Origin of the sequence: Gilliamella sp. HK2, assembly GCF_001690265.1 — a bacterium.
GTDB lineage: Bacteria > Pseudomonadota > Gammaproteobacteria > Enterobacterales > Orbaceae > Gilliamella > Gilliamella apicola_C.
In genome coordinates, this window is record NZ_LZGV01000038.1 from 19,508 (window position 1) to 35,003 (window position 15,496).

Genomic DNA, 15,496 nt, shown 5'->3' on the forward strand with positions numbered 1-15,496 from the left:
GATATTATAATTATTTAAGTCAATAAATCGTAAGCAGTTTTAATATCATCTTGTGTATAACCTCTCGCCATTAAAAATTGCATACCTTTTTGTTTATTATTATTATTTTTACAATCAATTTGTTTTAGCTTTTTTAGTAATTGCTCGTATGCCATATTTCCCCAATTGATATCGGCAATTTGCAAAAGTTGCCGGCTCAAATCAACAGGTAAACCTCGTTGTTTAAGTTCCATGGCTATTTTATATTTTCCATAACCTTTTTTGGCTCGCATAACAATATAATTTTCAATATATTGTTCGTCATTAATCCAATTTTGTTTTATACAATATTCAATAACATATTGTATTTCAATTTTTAGTTTGGCTAACTGGTCATGGTATTCTTCATCGGTGTATTGCAGTTTTTTTATGAAAAAAGAGGCTATTTTTTGGCTTAGCTCATAAGAAGAATGGTTGCGCTGTGCAAGTAATTGCACAGCTTTATTGAGCATTGATTTGTTCAGTTTTGTTTCCATTATTCAACGCTTTCGCTTTCTGATGATATAGCTTGGTCATCAGCTGTAAAAACAGCAGGGCTATTTAATAATAATTCGCGTATTTTAGCTTCAAGTTCTGAAGCGATCTCAGGGTGTTCTTGTAAAAACTTAATTGAATTAGCTTTACCTTGACCCACTTTCTCGCCATTGTAGCTATACCACGCTCCTGCTTTATCGACTAACTTATGCTTAACGCCTAAATCAATTAACTCGCCTTCTTTCGAAATACCACAACCATAAAGAATTTGGAATTCAGCTTGTCTAAAAGGGGCTGCCACTTTGTTTTTAACCACTTTTACTCGAGTATCACTACCAATAACATCTTCACCTTCTTTTACAGAACCAGTACGGCGGATATCTAAACGTACTGATGCATAGAATTTCAGTGCATTACCGCCAGTTGTCGTTTCTGGACTACCAAACATAACACCAATTTTCATACGGATCTGGTTAATAAAGACAACTAAACAATTGGCATTTTTAATATTCGCAGTTAGTTTTCGCAATGCTTGTGACATTAAACGAGCTTGTAATCCCATATGAGAATCGCCCATTTCACCTTCAATTTCTGCTTTTGGTGTTAATGCAGCTACTGAGTCAACGATAATAACATCAACAGCACCAGAACGAACTAAAGCATCACAAATTTCAAGTGCTTGCTCTCCTGTATCGGGTTGCGAAACGAGTAAATCGTCGACTTGCACCCCTAATTTTGCAGCATAAATAGGATCCAGCGCATGTTCAGCATCAATAAATGCACAGGTTTTACCCTCTTTTTGTGCTTGAGCTATCACAGATAAAGTTAGCGTTGTTTTACCAGATGATTCAGGGCCAAAAATTTCAACAATTCTACCCATTGGTAGGCCACCGATACCTAATGCAATATCGAGCCCTAAAGAACCAGTAGATACCGCATCCACATCCAACGTTTGGGTATCACCTAAACGCATAATTGAACCTTTACCAAATTGTTTTTCGATTTGACTTAATGCTGCTGAAAGTGCGCGTTGTTTGTTTTCGTTCATATTATAAAATTCCAATGAGTTAGGATATGGTTATATATTATACTGTATTGTTATACAGTATCAAGTTTTTTTTATATATAGAAATTATTTAGTTAATCATGAGAACTGCTTCACAATTTTTTTATAAATAATTCATTTGATGTCATAATTGAAACTAACAAATGGTGATGAAATATTGAGATTCAAGATTAAATTTATTGAATTAGGCGGTTAATTTTACGATATATACTATTTGAACAATTTTAAACGCATAGTGGTTGCTTAAATGCACATAAAAGGCGTAAATTATTTCATCATTGAATTTGATTAATTTAATTTGCTAATGCTTTCATAACAAAATACCATTTGATATCATTAGCGGTGCAGAGGGTTTAATCCTCTTTATTTACGAAAGTAATTATTCCACAGCCAATAATTTAAAATAATTCATTGGCTTTTATACTTAAAGGTTATATCGATTTAACATATTTTACAGGTTAAAAAATAAATATCGAATAAAGGGAAATAATGACCATTGATAAACAACATTATGTTTTATGCTCACACTGTGATTTGGTCATAGAATTATCTAATATAGCGGTAGGGCATAAAGCTGTTTGCCCTCGTTGTAATACCACGTTAGCTAAAAATAATAGCAATATGAAATTTAATGCAGCTATGTATGCAGCCTGTTCATTAATTATGATTATTGTAGGATGTGGCTTTCTTTTTATTGATATTCGTATTGTGGGTAATTTTATTGGTATTAGCCTATTAGATATTCCTAAAACCCTTTTTTTTGATAAATACCGTTATATTTCAGCACTTTTTATCTTATTTGTTTTACTCTTTCCTATATTAAATTTATTAATTATTATTTTGCTTTGTTCAAAATTACCCTTAACAAAATATCGTAAACGCGATCTACTTATTGTTTATGAAAAGTTTCAACACTGGTGTATGCCTGAAATATTTCTTACTGGAATTTTAGTGAGTTTTGTTAAACTCATGAGTTATGGCAGTATTGGCGTCACAAGTACATTTTGGGCATTTTGCCTGTTTGTCTTTTTTTATATAAAGTCTTTAGTGATTTTTTCTCCGGAAACCATTTGGAGTGAAATTCACCGTAATAATTTTGCTCAAGGTATATTACAAGCTGGTAAAACGGGAATTTGTCAAAATTTGAAATTATGCAGTTGCTGTGAGGCGATATTACCTAAGCATTATATAAAATGTCCTCGATGCAAACAAAAAAGCAAAATCAGAGAACGCGATAAGATACAATGGACTATTGCTTTATTGGTTACTTCATTGATTCTTTACATTCCCGCTAATTTATTCGGCATAATGATAACTGTTGTATTTGGTTCGTCATCAAGTTCAACCATTATGGATGGTGTCATTTATATGTGGCAAGCAGGCGATGTGCCTGTTGCACTTGTTATTTTTATTGCCAGTGTCGCTATTCCCATCTTAAAAATTATTTCGCTAAGCTGGCTTTGTTATTTTGCACTGGCTGTAAAACGAAAAAATAATCATAATTGCTTGAAAATGAAAAAATTATATACAGCAGTTGAATTTATTGGTAAATGGTCAATGATAGATATATTTGTGGTTTCTGTTATTTGTTCTTTAGTTAGAAATCAACAAATGATGGGTGTTTATCCTGATATTGGCGTTACATTTTTTGCAACTGTTGTGATTATTACAATGATTGCATCACAAAAATTTGATCCTCGTTTAATTTGGGATCTACCGCAAAATAAAAAAATAGATTAATAGGAACAATATGACAACATCAAGTAAATTAGCAAAAATAATTAAAATTAGAGCTATTTCAGCAATATGGATCATCCCCATTGTTACTGCAATTGTTGGTCTTTGGATAATCTATGCGCATTTTGCCGATAGAGGAACATCGTTTACATTGCTTGCAAAAGACGCCAATGGCATTGTTGCTGGGAAAACGGTTATTAAAAACCGTAGCGTTGATGTCGGTATCGTCGATGAAGTAACTCTATCTGACGACTACACGCAAGTAGTAATAAAAGGGCGTATTTATAATGATATGGATCCGCTACTAAAAAATGACTCTATTTTTTGGGTTGTGAAGCCAGAAATTGGTCGAGATGGCGTAACTGGACTTGGCACGATTTTATCGGGTGTTTATATAGAACTCGTTGCTGGAAATGATACCCACAGTTTTCAACATAAACCTTTTGTCCTGTCTGATGCCCCTCCGTTGTCCGATCCAAGCATTAAAGGAATTCGTCTAAATTTAGAAAGCGATCAAAATGGGGTAATTCCTAGAGGCGCATCTGTCATGTTTCATGGTTATCGTGTAGGTAATGTTGAAACGTCAGAATTTGATGTTGAATCACGTAAAATGAAGTACCAAATTTTTATTACCAAACCTTACGATGTATTAGTAACACAAAATGTGCGGTTCTGGAAAGAAGGCGGAATTAACTTAACTCTCTCATCTCGAGGCGCCAGCTTAGATGTCCCTTCTTTAGATGTCTTAATGTCTGGTGGAATCAGTTTTGATTTGCCTGAAGGTTCAAAATTAGGTGCGCCAGCTGAACAAAATTCAGTTTATACATTATACGAAGACAAAAAATCTATCCAAGATTCACAATATACTGAATACAAAGAATTTCTTATTATGCTTTCCGATTCCATTTCAGGCTTATCAGAAGGGGTACCCGTTGAATATCACGGAATTAGGCTAGGAACGGTCTCGAAAGTGCCATTTTATACCGCTGAAATGTTAAAACAATCATCGATTTTAAATAAAAGAGTTCCAATATTAATTAGAATTGAACCCGATCGTTTATCAGAACTTGTTGATGAAAAAATTGACATTGCGGCATTGATCATCAGAGAACAACAAAATGGCTTAAGAGCTTCATTAAAAACTTCCAACATGTTCACAGGCGCATTATATATAGATCTTGATTTTTACCCTGACTTAAAAAATAAATATGATCCAAAATTAGCGCAACAGTTTGGTTACGATACCATTGAAACAACGTCGACAGGAATTGCACAAATTCAAGCAAAAATTATTCAGTTATTAGATAATTTTAATAACTTACCACTGAACAACACCGTATCACAGTTTAATAAATCATTGGCTACCAGTGAAAAACTAATGAATTCATTAAATCGAATTATGGCGAGTAAAGAAATGCAGAATATGCCAAAAGATCTGCAAAAAACATTACGTTCACTAAATGAAACAATGAAAGGGCTACAACCAGGATCTGAACTAAATAATCAAATGAAAGAAAGCTTACAAAAAGTTCAACACATGATGGATGAACTTACCCCGTTACTTAATACGCTCAATAATAAAAGTAATGCACTGATTTTTTCTGCTCCGACGAAAAAGGATCAAGAACCTAAAGCAAAAGGTAAAAAATAATGAACAAAATAGATAAAAAGTTACTTATAGTCATATTTATGCCATTGTTTGCTATATTAGTGGGTTGCTCGGCTGGTAGCCCAAGTAAAAGTTATTTTCAGCTAACAAGTAATCCACTCAGCCCAGTGTCAAAAAATATGAAAATCACTAATCATTTTATTTGGATTGAATCGGTTGATGTGGCAAGCTTTTTAAATAACCCAGGTATTGTATTGCAAACAGACGATATCAAATATGAAACGGCAGCGAACCATCTATGGGCATCAACTTTATCTCAACAACTTGAAGAGCGATTAACGCAAGATTTAACCGCTTTGTTGCCTAATTATGTTGTATCCAGCCGATCAATTACAACGCCAATATTAACGATAAAATTATTTATTGATGGCTTCCATGGTAGCTATACGGGTGATGCGGTAATAAAAGGGCGATGGGTTGTTACTGACAGTAAAAATAATATTGAAACTAAACCATTTGAGCGCCATGTCCCTTTAGCAACCAATGGGTATGACGCTTTAGTTAAAGCACTATCAAAAGGATGGCATGATGAAGAGTTAGACTTTGCAAACTCAATAAAACAATAGTGTTTATTCAAATTCCGTCAGCAAGCTGACGGAATCTCTACACTTAAATGCGATTTTTTCTTAATCGCAACTTAAACTGGCTAAACACAACATCATCAATTTCTACCCATTTACGAACACTATTGATAAAAGCAATTTTATCAGCATTTAAAAGATCATCTTTTACAATTGTTTTTTCTAACAACTGATTGTGATTTAAGTAAAATTGCCGCATGGTACCTGCAAGTAATCCCGATTCTTTTTTAGGCGTAAACCATTGACCATTAAATCGCAATGCCAAATTTCCATTGACAAATTCAGTTACTTCATTGTGTTGATTAAAATTAATATACTCTTTCCCAACCGCTAAATCAGGAAAGTGCTCACGATTTGATGTCTTATGATACAAATACACATTTTGCGTATGAACACACTGTGGCGCTAATCGGATTTCATTAATGCTCATCGGCGTGTTAATGATATCTTTACTAATCGTGTAATGCCCATCTTTTTGCTGTAAGATTCTCACTTTATAACATGCTTTTGGTGATGAGTTTGCTAACTTAATCAGTTGCAACTTAATTGCATGAATATCACAGTTAAAATCAAAATAATCAGCTGATTGAGCAAGCCTGCTTAAATGTTCATCTAATAATAACAATTGTCCTTTTTCAAGCAACAACGATTCAATAATATATTTGGGGATAGCAGTAGTACGATTTAAAATGGCTGTTTTTGCTAAGATCTCGTTATATTCGTCTTGTGATGTTGAATCCCACGTGATACCCCCACCAACGCCATAGCACATCTGTTGATTATGCACAGTTAAGGTACGAATTGGAATATTAAATATGGCTTTATTCATATACGGCTCAATATAACCAATTGTTCCGCAGTAAATGCCACGAGGTGTGTTTTCACTGTCTGCAATAATTTGCATAGTACTGGTTTTTGGCGCACCAGTAATTGAACCACAAGGGAATAGCGCCTGAAAAATTTGATATAAATTGGCATCGTCTTGCAATTCACCTTGAATCGTTGACGTCAACTGCCAAACAGTGGGATATTTTTCAGCCTCAAACAATTGAGGTACTGTGACAGAGCTAGGCTTTGCAATTTTACTTAAATCATTACGCAATAAATCAACAATCATCATATTTTCGGCTTGATTTTTTTCTGAAAATAATAAATCTAATTGCTGTTTATCTTGCTGGTTATTTAAGCCACGCCCTGTTGTTCCTTTCATTGGTTTAGTGGTAATAACTCTATTGTCTAACTTGAAAAATAATTCTGGCGAAATTGATAAAATATAATAATCGTCAAACTCAAGATAAGCACAATAATCTGCCTGATTATTTTTTTGTAGAAAATGGTAATAATCAATAGCGCTTTCATTAAAGGGTGCAGTAAATTGAATGGTGTAATTAGTCTGGTAAGTATTGCCTAATTCAATTTGTGATTTAATATAAGCTATTTTTTGCTGGTATTCATCAAATGCGGTGTCACTGATCAAATCAAAATTTGGGGGCGTATAATCACTGATTTCTGGTTGCTTAAGGACAGTAACATCATCAAAAATACCAAATAAAAGAAGGGGTAAATCTTGATTAAAATCATGACTATTTTTGGTTTGGTTTGCACTATTTAATCCCATTGCACTTTCATAGGCAAGGTAACCAACAGCAAAATAACCTTGTTGAGTAAACTTTTCAACCTCATCAAGTTGTTGCTTAATTGAAGAACAATCATGTGACACTAACACTTTGATAGGATTACAAAAATATTTACGCTCACCTTCAAAATCGATATAAATTTTCATTTTAAATATTACTTATGGACAAAATTATTAATCATTTGTAAACCGGATTCGGTTTTAATGGCTTCAGGATGAAATTGGACGGATTCAATGGGTAATGTTTTGTGGCGCAATCCCATAATCAACCCATCATGATTTCTCGCCGTTACAACTAACTGCGGATCTTCTGGTAAAAAACTATCACAAACAATCAATGAATGATAGCGAACAACCGAAAGCGGGGATTGAATTCCTTTGAATATCCCTAAGCCATCATGAGTTATTTCATCAATTTTACCGTGCATAGGTATTGGCGCTTTAATAATGTGATGACCATAATATTGAGCTATCGCTTGATGTCCTAAACAAATTCCCAGTATCGGGCAAATATGAGAAAACTCAGCAATAACTGCAAGTGATATTCCTGCATTAATTGGCGCACCAGGGCCCGGGGAAATAATAATTTTAGAAATGGTAAGTGCTTTTACTTGTTCAATTGTCATTTCATCATTTTTAATGACTTTAACTTTTGCACCAACTTGGCACAGATAATTGTGAATATTAAATGTAAAAGAGTCATAATTATCTATTAATAATATCAAAATATAGCCCACTAATTATAAAGCATATTGGTTTAAAAACTGGAACGGGTAACCGTTAAAATCCAGTCGTAAAAGATCCTATTATATCGCTAACGTACTTAAAAGAAGAGACGATTACTAATTTTACCATCTTTATCTTTCGGTGTTTTGTACATAAACATCATATTTCCTGAAATGTTTTAACAAGAAGCCATTTTTTTTGTGATAAATTTCACAAAAAATGTACAAATCTACTTGTATGGTAGTATTTATAGTGATATTTTTATCCCATAGAATTATAAACGAGGTCTTAAATGAAAATTGTTAAAGCAGAAGTTTTTGTATGTAGTCCAGGAAGAAATTTTGTTACATTAAAAATAACAACCGATGAAGGTGTTTATGGTGTTGGTGATGCCACACTTAATGGACGTGAATTAGCCGTAGCATCTTATCTCAAAGATCACCTTTGCCCGCAACTTATTGGGCGAGATCCACATCAAATCGAAGATATCTTTCAATATTTTTATAAAGGTGCTTATTGGCGCCGTGGGCCAGTAACGATGTCCGCTATTTCGGCAATAGATATGGCGCTTTGGGATATTAAAGGTAAATTGGCCAATATGCCACTTTACCAATTATTAGGTGGCGCATCTCGTACTGGTGTAATGGTTTATTGCCATACTACAGGCGCAAGTATTGATGAAGCATTAGATGATTATGCTAAACATCAAGAAATGGGTTTCAAAGCGATTCGTGTTCAATGTGGTATACCAGGTATGAAAACGACTTATGGTCAAAGTAAAGGAAAAAACCTAGCTTACGAACCCGCAACACGTGGAAACTACCCAGAAGAGCAGTGCTGGGCAACAGAAAAATATCTTGATTTTATGCCTAAACTGTTTGAAGCCGTACGAAGTAAATTTGGTTTTAATGAGCATTTACTACATGACATGCATCATCGCCTAACGCCTATTGAAGCAGCTCGTTTTGGCAAAAGTATAGAAGATTACCGCCTATTTTGGATGGAAGATCCAACCCCTGCCGAAAACCAAGAATGCTTCCGTTTAATTCGTCAACATACTGTCACCCCCATTGCGGTCGGTGAAGTATTTAACAGCATATGGGATTGTAAGCAACTTATACAAGAACAATTAATTGATTACATTCGAACCACAATTACTCATGCAGGCGGTATTACTCATATGCGCCGTATTGCTGATTTTGCCGCGCTTTATCAAGTAAGAACAGGATCTCACGGACCATCTGATTTATCACCAATTTGTCATGCGGCAGCACTACATTTTGATCTGTGGGTGCCTAACTTTGGAGTACAAGAATTTATGGGCTATTCAGAGCAAATGTTAGAGGTATTTTCACCAAATTGGACCTTTAATGATGGCTATATGCACCCAAGTGACAAACCAGGATTGGGCATTGATTTTGATGAAAAACTTGCCGAAAAATACCCTTACAACCCAGCTTATTTGCCAATTGCACGCTTAGAAGATGGTACTTTGTGGAATTGGTAAATTAATAGGAGTTTATATGAAAAGCATTGTAGTCAAACAACCTAATGAGTTAATAATAGAGGAACGAGAAGTTCCTCAACCAGCAAAAGGCGAAGTTAGAGTAAAAGTAAAATTGGCAGGAATTTGTGGCTCTGATAGTCACATATATAGAGGGCATAACCCGTTTGCTAAATACCCAAGAGTCATAGGGCATGAATTTTTTGGAATTATTGATGATGTCGGTGAAAATGTTGATATTGCAAGAATTGGGGAGCGGGTCTCTGTTGATCCTGTTATTAGCTGTGGGCATTGTTATCCATGTTCAGTAGGTCGCCCTAATGTGTGTGAATCTTTAACTGTGTTGGGTGTGCATCGTGATGGAGGATTTAGCCAATATGCTGTTGTGCCAAGCCAAAATGCTTACACTATACCTGATGAAATCAGTGACGAATCAGCTGTGATGATTGAGCCATTTACTATTGCAGCAAATGTAACCGCTCATTTAAAACCAACAGAAAATGACGTGGCTTTAATTTATGGTGCAGGGCCGATGGGGTTAACATCAGTTCAAGCCCTTAAAGGGGTGTATAACGTTAAAGAAGTCATTGTTGTAGATCGGATTGACGAGCGTTTAAATATGGCAAAAATTAGTGGTGCTGATAGAGTAATAAACAACACCTCTTTATCTTTAAAAGACGAACTTGATAGGCTTAGTATTAAACCAACAGTTATTATTGATGCCGCTTGTCATCCATCTATTTTACAAGAAGCAATTACTATTGCATCACCAGCAGCAAGAATCTTGATTATGGGATTTTCAAGTGAAGCTTGTCAGATAACTCAGCAAAGTATTACAAGTAAAGAGTTATCTATTTTTTCTTCTCGATTAAATGCTAAAAAATTTCCAGTTGTAATTGATTGGTTAAAAGAAAAATTAATTGATCCGCAAAAATTAATTACTCACAGATTTGATTATACAAAAGTTATTCAGGCTATTGAGACTTTTGAAAAGGATCAAAAACAGTGTTGTAAGGTATTACTAACCTTTAGTTAGTGATTTTTAAAACGGTTTTATAAATGACCTTTTTATATACAAAATTATAAAGCGAGTAAAATATGGGTAATATAGGAAATAATAAATGTGAAAGAAATGCTTCGGATTTAGTTAAAGCAGCTGTTTCAGGATGGCTTGGAACAGCATTAGAATTTATGGATTTTCAATTGTATTCTTTAGGTGCTGCACTCGTATTTCATGAAATATTTTTTCCCGAGCAATCGGCAATTATGGCTCTAATCTTAGCAATGGGAACCTATGGTGCAGGATATATTGCCCGTATCGTTGGTGCCTTTATTTTTGGGCGATTGGGAGATACCATTGGGAGAAAAAAAGTTTTATTTATAACCATCACTATGATGGGAATTTGCACAACATTAATTGGCGTATTACCGACTTATACTCAAGTCGGTATTTTGGCTCCTTTAATGTTGGTGATTTTGCGTATTGTTCAAGGTTTGGGGGCAGGTGCTGAAATCTCTGGTGCAGGCACTATGCTTGCAGAATATGCTCCTAATGGAAAGAGAGGAATCATTTCTTCTTTAGTGGCAATGGGCACAAACTGCGGAACACTCAGCGCTACTGCGATTTGGGCTATTATGTTTTTCTTTTTAGATAAAGAACAATTAATTTTATGGGGATGGCGAATTCCTTTTCTTGCTAGTGCACTTGTTATGATCTTTGCTATATGGCTTCGAATGAATTTAAAAGAAAGCCCTGTATTTGATAATGTTAATGATGCAAATACTCACTCAGTTAATGATAAACAACTAACTAAACCTATTTCATTAGTTGAAATGATAAAAAGTAGATCATTTTGGCTTGCAACAGGGTTACGTTTTGGACAGGCGGGAAATTCGGGGCTAATTCAAACTTTTTTAGCTGGTTATTTAGTGCAGGCTTTATTATTTGAAAAAAGTATACCGACAGATGCATTAATGATTAGTTCTATTGTGGGATTTGCTTCTATTCCTTTTTTAGGATGGTTATCTGACAAAATTGGCCGACGAATTCCTTATATTTTTTTGACAGTATCTGCAATTATTCTTGCTTATCCAATGTTATCTATTATTGTTGATAAGAATTATTCGGCTAGTACCATAATGTTATGTTTAATTGTTATTCACAATATTGCAGTATTAGGATTATTTGCACTAGAAAATATCACCATGGCTGAAATGTTTGGCGCTCGTAATCGCTTTACTCAAATGGCTATATCTAAAGAAGCAGGAGGTCTTATCGCTGTTGGTTTTGGACCTATGTTGGCGGGTATTTTCTGTCAGGTTGTAAACGATTGGTGGCCAATTGTAGTTATGATTATTGTTTACTCTTGTATCGGCTTGGTATCTGCGATTTTTATGCCAGAAGTAAAAGATCGTAATTTATCTGATTTAAATGATGCCGCATAATAATTTAAGATATTGAAGGAAAAATAATGAGATTATCAAACCAAACTTTATCACAACTACCTGAAAAGGTAGTTATACCAAGTTATGATAGAAACAATCTTAAAACCAAAATGGTTCATCTTGGATTTGGCGCATTTCACCGTGCTCACCAAGCTGTGTTTACCGATATTGTAGCAACTAAAGATGGTTGCAATTGGGGATATTGTGAAGTTAATTTAATTGGTGGTGAAAAACAGATAGCCGATTTAAAAGAACAAGATTATCTATTTAGTGTTTGTGAAATGTCATATGACAACTGGTCTACTCGAGTTGTTGGCGTTGTTAAAGAAGCATTACATGCAGATATAGATGGCATTGCCAAAGTATTAGAAGTAATGACACGCCCAGAAATAGCAATTGTTTCAATAACAGTCACTGAAAAGGGGTATTGTTATTTACCTTCAACGGCATCAATTGATCTAAATAACCCGCTTATTAAGCACGATATTGACAATCCGGCTACCCCAAAAACATTACCAGGAGTGATTGTTGAAGCATTGCGAATGCGTAAAGAAAAAGGTCTAAAACCGTTTACCGTTATGTCTTGTGATAATATGCCAGAAAACGGCCATGTGACACGAAACGTTGTTTTAGCGCTAGCCAAACAGCGTGATCCAAATTTAGCTAGTTGGATCGATGATAATGTTACCTTTCCATCAACTATGGTTGATCGCATTGTGCCAGCAGTGACACCAGAAACCATGGAAAAAATAAAAAAACAACTAGGAGGTATCGAAGATCCAGCTGGTGTGGCTGGCGAGCCTTTTAAGCAATGGGTGATTGAAGATAATTTTGTTGCAGGCCGCCCTGATTGGCAAAAAGCTGGCGCAGAGCTAGTAACTGATGTATTACCATATGAAGAAATGAAATTAAGAATGTTAAATGGTAGCCACTCGTTTCTTGCTTATTTAGGATATTTAGCGGGTTATTTACATATTGATGAATGTATGCAAGATCCTAGTTATGTTAAAGCTGCAAGGCATTTGATGATTAATGAACAAGCAACAACGCTACGTGTCAAAGGTGTGGATTTACAAGCTTATGCTGATTGTTTACTTGATCGTTATCGTAACACGGGTTTAAAACATCGGACTTGGCAAATCGCCATGGATGGTACATTAAAATTACCGCAACGGATGCTTGATTCCATTCGTTTCCATTTAAAAAATGGTACACAGTTTGATTGTTTAGCATTAGGTGTAGCTGCTTGGATGCGATATGTCAGTGGCGTAGACGATGCAGGTAAGGCAATTGAGGTAAGTGATCCAATGGCTGATAAGTTGAAAGAATTAGTGGCAAATAGCAATGATAATCAAGAGCGAGTAAAATCATTATTGTCATTATCACAAGTATTTGGTGATGATTTGCCTAACAATCCATGTTTTGTTGAAAAGGTCATTAAAGCTTATTTGTCTTTACGGGATATTGGCGCTAAACAGTCGGTTAAACAATTAGAAAGAATTTACTAAATCATTACTAACACAACTAACATAATTAATAAGACAAAAAGTGTAATTGCTCGTAAGAGCAATTACACTTTTCATTTTTCGTTTAGCCCAGATAACTTTTTATTGGTGATTATTGGTAATTGTCTATCAAAAAAGCTTTTCTTCTATTTAAAAATCACCTACTATTCTTGTTTTTATTTTTCTTAACATAAGAATGGTATATGTTTACACCTATCGACTTAAATACTTCTGAACCCGTTAATCAGCAAATCTACCGCAAATTAAGAAAAGCTATTATTACCTGTCAGATATTACCTGGTGTTTTACTCTCAGAAAAAGAAATTTCTAGCCAGTTTAATGTTTCTAGACAGCCAGTTCGAGAAGCATTTATTAAGCTAGCAGAAGCAGGATTGGTCCAAATTTTACCTCAGCGAGGAACATTTGTAACTAAAATCTCTATTAAGAAAGTCATTGATGGACAATTTATTCGAGATGCGATTGAATGTGCAATTATCAGGCGAGCGGCGATAGAAATTAACGATTTGCATATTTTATTGTTGCAAAAAAATCTTGAGGAGCAAAAAGAGGCGAATAAACAAAAAAACTTTCATTATTTTCTTGAAAAAGACGATGAATTTCATCAAATTCTAATGAATGTGATAGATTGCCAGTTAGCATGGGAAAGTGTTGAAAATATTAAGGCAATGATGGATAGAGTTAGGTTTCTTTCGTTGGAAGAAATTTCGTCACCCGATGATCTGGTTAAACAACATGAAAAAATTCTGATGGCTTTGAAAAAGCATGATCCAGAACTTGCCGCAATTGCTCTACATGAACATTTATCGGCTATTTTGGAGACTATAAAAATAGTATCAAAACAGAAGAATGAATGGTTTGTTGATTAATCTTGATTAAAAATCTGAATTATTATTTTGAATATTTTCTGTAACTATGCCATTTGTTTTTTTTTTGTTGTAGTTTACTCTGGTGCAGGCAATTATTTATTTTTACGTAAATAACCTAAAATACGGAAACTATCTACTTTCCATAATCCCTTATTAAAAATTAATGGATAAGTTGCACGACTGCTTTTGTTGGGACCAGGGTTTTGTTGAATAATTTCAATTTCGTTATCGCTAACTTTGCTAATAATGGCAACATGACCATATCTTGACCAACCAAAAACAATAATATCTTCAACTTGTGGTTTAGTTGGCGAACCATTATGAAATTGTAATAAATTACGTTTAGGATTAAGCTGACCATCAGGAATTGATTCATCGAAGTAATTTTTAGCATGACCATAACTATCTGGCATTTTGTGATTAAAACGTTGATAATAATAACGTTTAATAAATTCAACGCATTGGTACTTTTGGCCTAAGTTATAGCCGTCTTTAGTTAGATTACGACCACTAACATTACCAGTACTACCATTATAATAAACATCAACACCATTGAATTGATCAACAACTTTGCCTATTTTTTCTTTATCAACTTGCATATCAGGGTAAACATATGTGTAAAAAACGTAATAAGTAAGTATTGATAAAATGACAAAGAATAATGTTTTTTTGTATTTGAATAATATTATATTTCTCATTATAAGAATTTATTTTTCCTATTATGTTTTTATAACTATCTTTCTTTTTTATTAAAAAATAAAGTAATACCCATCGATTGTGACAGGCTTATTAACGTATTGTTATTAAGTCATGTATTTGAAAATGATGTTATTTTATATAATATTAATATATTACATTTTATGTAAATAACCTAAAACGCCAAAACCTTCTATTATCCATTTTCCATCAACGATCGAAGGGTCAAAGAACTCTTTTGCATGCCCATAGCTATTGGGCATTTTGTGATTGAAGCGTTGATAATAATAGCGTTTGATAAATTCAACACATTGATATTTCAGACCTAAGTTATAGCCGTCTTTAGCAATATTTCTTCCACTTACATTATTGATGCTACCATTATAATAGACTTTCACACTATTAAATTCATCAAAAACTTTGCTAATTTTCTGTTTATCAATTTCAACATTAGCAAAAGCACATGAATTAAGTGTATAGTAGCTTAATACTGATAATAGTTAAAGTAAAAAAACTTTTTATATTTTAATA

At 34.1% G+C, this 15,496-nt stretch carries 14 protein-coding genes; 8 read left to right on the forward strand and 6 right to left on the reverse strand.

Features of this window, described 5'->3' with window-relative positions; genetic code table 11:
- Positions 1-14: 14 nt before the first annotated feature.
- The gene (locus A9G45_RS03285; RefSeq protein WP_065567770.1) at positions 15-515 is read right to left on the reverse strand and encodes a regulatory protein RecX; all 501 of its coding nucleotides are present in this window, start codon (positions 513-515) and stop codon (positions 15-17) included.
- Complete coding sequence (recA, locus tag A9G45_RS03290; protein ID WP_065567769.1) at positions 515-1,561, reverse strand: recombinase RecA; 1,047 nt, start codon at positions 1,559-1,561, stop codon at positions 515-517. The genes A9G45_RS03285 and recA overlap by 1 nt, the downstream gene beginning before the upstream one ends.
- Positions 1,562-2,068: 507 nt before the next feature.
- Here recA and A9G45_RS03295 point away from each other — a divergent pair.
- From A9G45_RS03295 to A9G45_RS03305, 3 genes are read left to right on the forward strand one after another with little or no spacing between them, the layout of a single operon-like run.
- Positions 2,069-3,319, forward strand: a complete 1,251-nt coding sequence (locus A9G45_RS03295) for a PqiA/YebS family transporter subunit (protein WP_081297802.1) — start codon at positions 2,069-2,071, stop codon at positions 3,317-3,319.
- Between the two features lie 10 nt (positions 3,320-3,329).
- Positions 3,330-4,967 carry an intermembrane transport protein PqiB gene (pqiB, locus tag A9G45_RS03300; RefSeq protein WP_065567767.1) on the forward strand — a complete coding sequence of 546 codons (1,638 nt, stop codon included), beginning with the start codon at positions 3,330-3,332 and terminating at the stop codon, positions 4,965-4,967.
- Positions 4,967-5,551, forward strand: a complete 585-nt coding sequence (locus tag A9G45_RS03305) for a PqiC family protein (protein WP_065567766.1) — start codon at positions 4,967-4,969, stop codon at positions 5,549-5,551. The genes pqiB and A9G45_RS03305 overlap by 1 nt, the downstream gene beginning before the upstream one ends.
- 43 nt (positions 5,552-5,594) lie before the next feature.
- Here A9G45_RS03305 and pabB read toward each other — a convergent pair whose 3' ends face one another.
- Positions 5,595-7,349: an aminodeoxychorismate synthase component I gene (gene pabB, locus A9G45_RS03310; protein WP_065567765.1), complete on the reverse strand. Its 1,755-nt coding sequence runs from the start codon at positions 7,347-7,349 to the stop codon at positions 5,595-5,597.
- An 8-nt stretch (positions 7,350-7,357) separates the two neighbouring features.
- Positions 7,358-7,927 carry an anthranilate synthase component II gene (locus tag A9G45_RS03315; protein ID WP_065567786.1) on the reverse strand — a complete coding sequence of 190 codons (570 nt, stop codon included), beginning with the start codon at positions 7,925-7,927 and terminating at the stop codon, positions 7,358-7,360.
- A 293-nt stretch (positions 7,928-8,220) separates the two neighbouring features.
- Between A9G45_RS03315 and manD the strand changes: the two genes are divergently transcribed.
- The 5 genes from manD (at position 8,221) to A9G45_RS03340 (ending at position 14,269) form a co-directional block, all read left to right on the forward strand.
- Positions 8,221-9,435, forward strand: coding sequence for a D-mannonate dehydratase ManD (gene manD, locus A9G45_RS03320; protein WP_065567764.1), 1,215 nt, complete (start codon positions 8,221-8,223; stop codon positions 9,433-9,435).
- Positions 9,436-9,451: 16 nt separating this feature from the next.
- Positions 9,452-10,468, forward strand: coding sequence for a Zn-dependent oxidoreductase (locus A9G45_RS03325; protein WP_065567763.1), 1,017 nt, complete (start codon positions 9,452-9,454; stop codon positions 10,466-10,468).
- Positions 10,469-10,530: 62 nt separating this feature from the next.
- Positions 10,531-11,877: an MFS transporter gene (locus tag A9G45_RS03330; RefSeq protein ID WP_065567762.1), complete on the forward strand. Its 1,347-nt coding sequence runs from the start codon at positions 10,531-10,533 to the stop codon at positions 11,875-11,877.
- 26 nt (positions 11,878-11,903) lie between these two features.
- On the forward strand, positions 11,904-13,385 hold the full coding sequence (locus tag A9G45_RS03335) for a mannitol dehydrogenase family protein (RefSeq protein ID WP_065567761.1): 1,482 nt from the start codon (positions 11,904-11,906) through the stop codon (positions 13,383-13,385).
- 200 nt (positions 13,386-13,585) lie between these two features.
- Positions 13,586-14,269: a GntR family transcriptional regulator gene (locus A9G45_RS03340; protein WP_065567760.1), complete on the forward strand. Its 684-nt coding sequence runs from the start codon at positions 13,586-13,588 to the stop codon at positions 14,267-14,269.
- Between the two features lie 92 nt (positions 14,270-14,361).
- Here the strand turns inward: A9G45_RS03340 and A9G45_RS03345 are convergent, their stop codons facing one another.
- Together A9G45_RS03345 and A9G45_RS03350 are read right to left on the reverse strand one after the other, a co-directional pair.
- The gene (locus tag A9G45_RS03345) at positions 14,362-14,868 is read right to left on the reverse strand and encodes a CHAP domain-containing protein (RefSeq protein ID WP_218057016.1); all 507 of its coding nucleotides are present in this window, start codon (positions 14,866-14,868) and stop codon (positions 14,362-14,364) included.
- 252 nt (positions 14,869-15,120) lie between these two features.
- Positions 15,121-15,363 carry a hypothetical protein gene (locus A9G45_RS03350; protein WP_065567758.1) on the reverse strand — a complete coding sequence of 81 codons (243 nt, stop codon included), beginning with the start codon at positions 15,361-15,363 and terminating at the stop codon, positions 15,121-15,123.
- Positions 15,364-15,496: the final 133 nt, after the last annotated feature.

Excerpts from the sequence above, each read along its gene's own strand:
- A9G45_RS03295 (WP_081297802.1), top strand. The coding sequence starts at position 2,069 with ATGACCATTGATAAACAACATTATGTTTTATGCTCACACTGTGATTTG.
- A9G45_RS03340 (WP_065567760.1), top strand. The coding sequence starts at position 13,586 with ATGTTTACACCTATCGACTTAAATACTTCTGAACCCGTTAATCAGCAA.
- pqiB (WP_065567767.1), top strand. The coding sequence starts at position 3,330 with ATGACAACATCAAGTAAATTAGCAAAAATAATTAAAATTAGAGCTATT.
- A9G45_RS03305 (WP_065567766.1), top strand. The coding sequence starts at position 4,967 with ATGAACAAAATAGATAAAAAGTTACTTATAGTCATATTTATGCCATTG.
- A9G45_RS03325 (WP_065567763.1), top strand. The coding sequence starts at position 9,452 with ATGAAAAGCATTGTAGTCAAACAACCTAATGAGTTAATAATAGAGGAA.
- A9G45_RS03335 (WP_065567761.1), top strand. The coding sequence starts at position 11,904 with ATGAGATTATCAAACCAAACTTTATCACAACTACCTGAAAAGGTAGTT.
- A9G45_RS03345 (WP_218057016.1), bottom strand. The coding sequence starts at position 14,868 with ATGCAAGTTGATAAAGAAAAAATAGGCAAAGTTGTTGATCAATTCAAT.
- A9G45_RS03330 (WP_065567762.1), top strand. The coding sequence starts at position 10,531 with ATGGGTAATATAGGAAATAATAAATGTGAAAGAAATGCTTCGGATTTA.
- manD (WP_065567764.1), top strand. The coding sequence starts at position 8,221 with ATGAAAATTGTTAAAGCAGAAGTTTTTGTATGTAGTCCAGGAAGAAAT.
- A9G45_RS03285 (WP_065567770.1), bottom strand. The coding sequence starts at position 515 with ATGGAAACAAAACTGAACAAATCAATGCTCAATAAAGCTGTGCAATTA.
- pabB (WP_065567765.1), bottom strand. The coding sequence starts at position 7,349 with ATGAAAATTTATATCGATTTTGAAGGTGAGCGTAAATATTTTTGTAAT.
- recA (WP_065567769.1), bottom strand. The coding sequence starts at position 1,561 with ATGAACGAAAACAAACAACGCGCACTTTCAGCAGCATTAAGTCAAATC.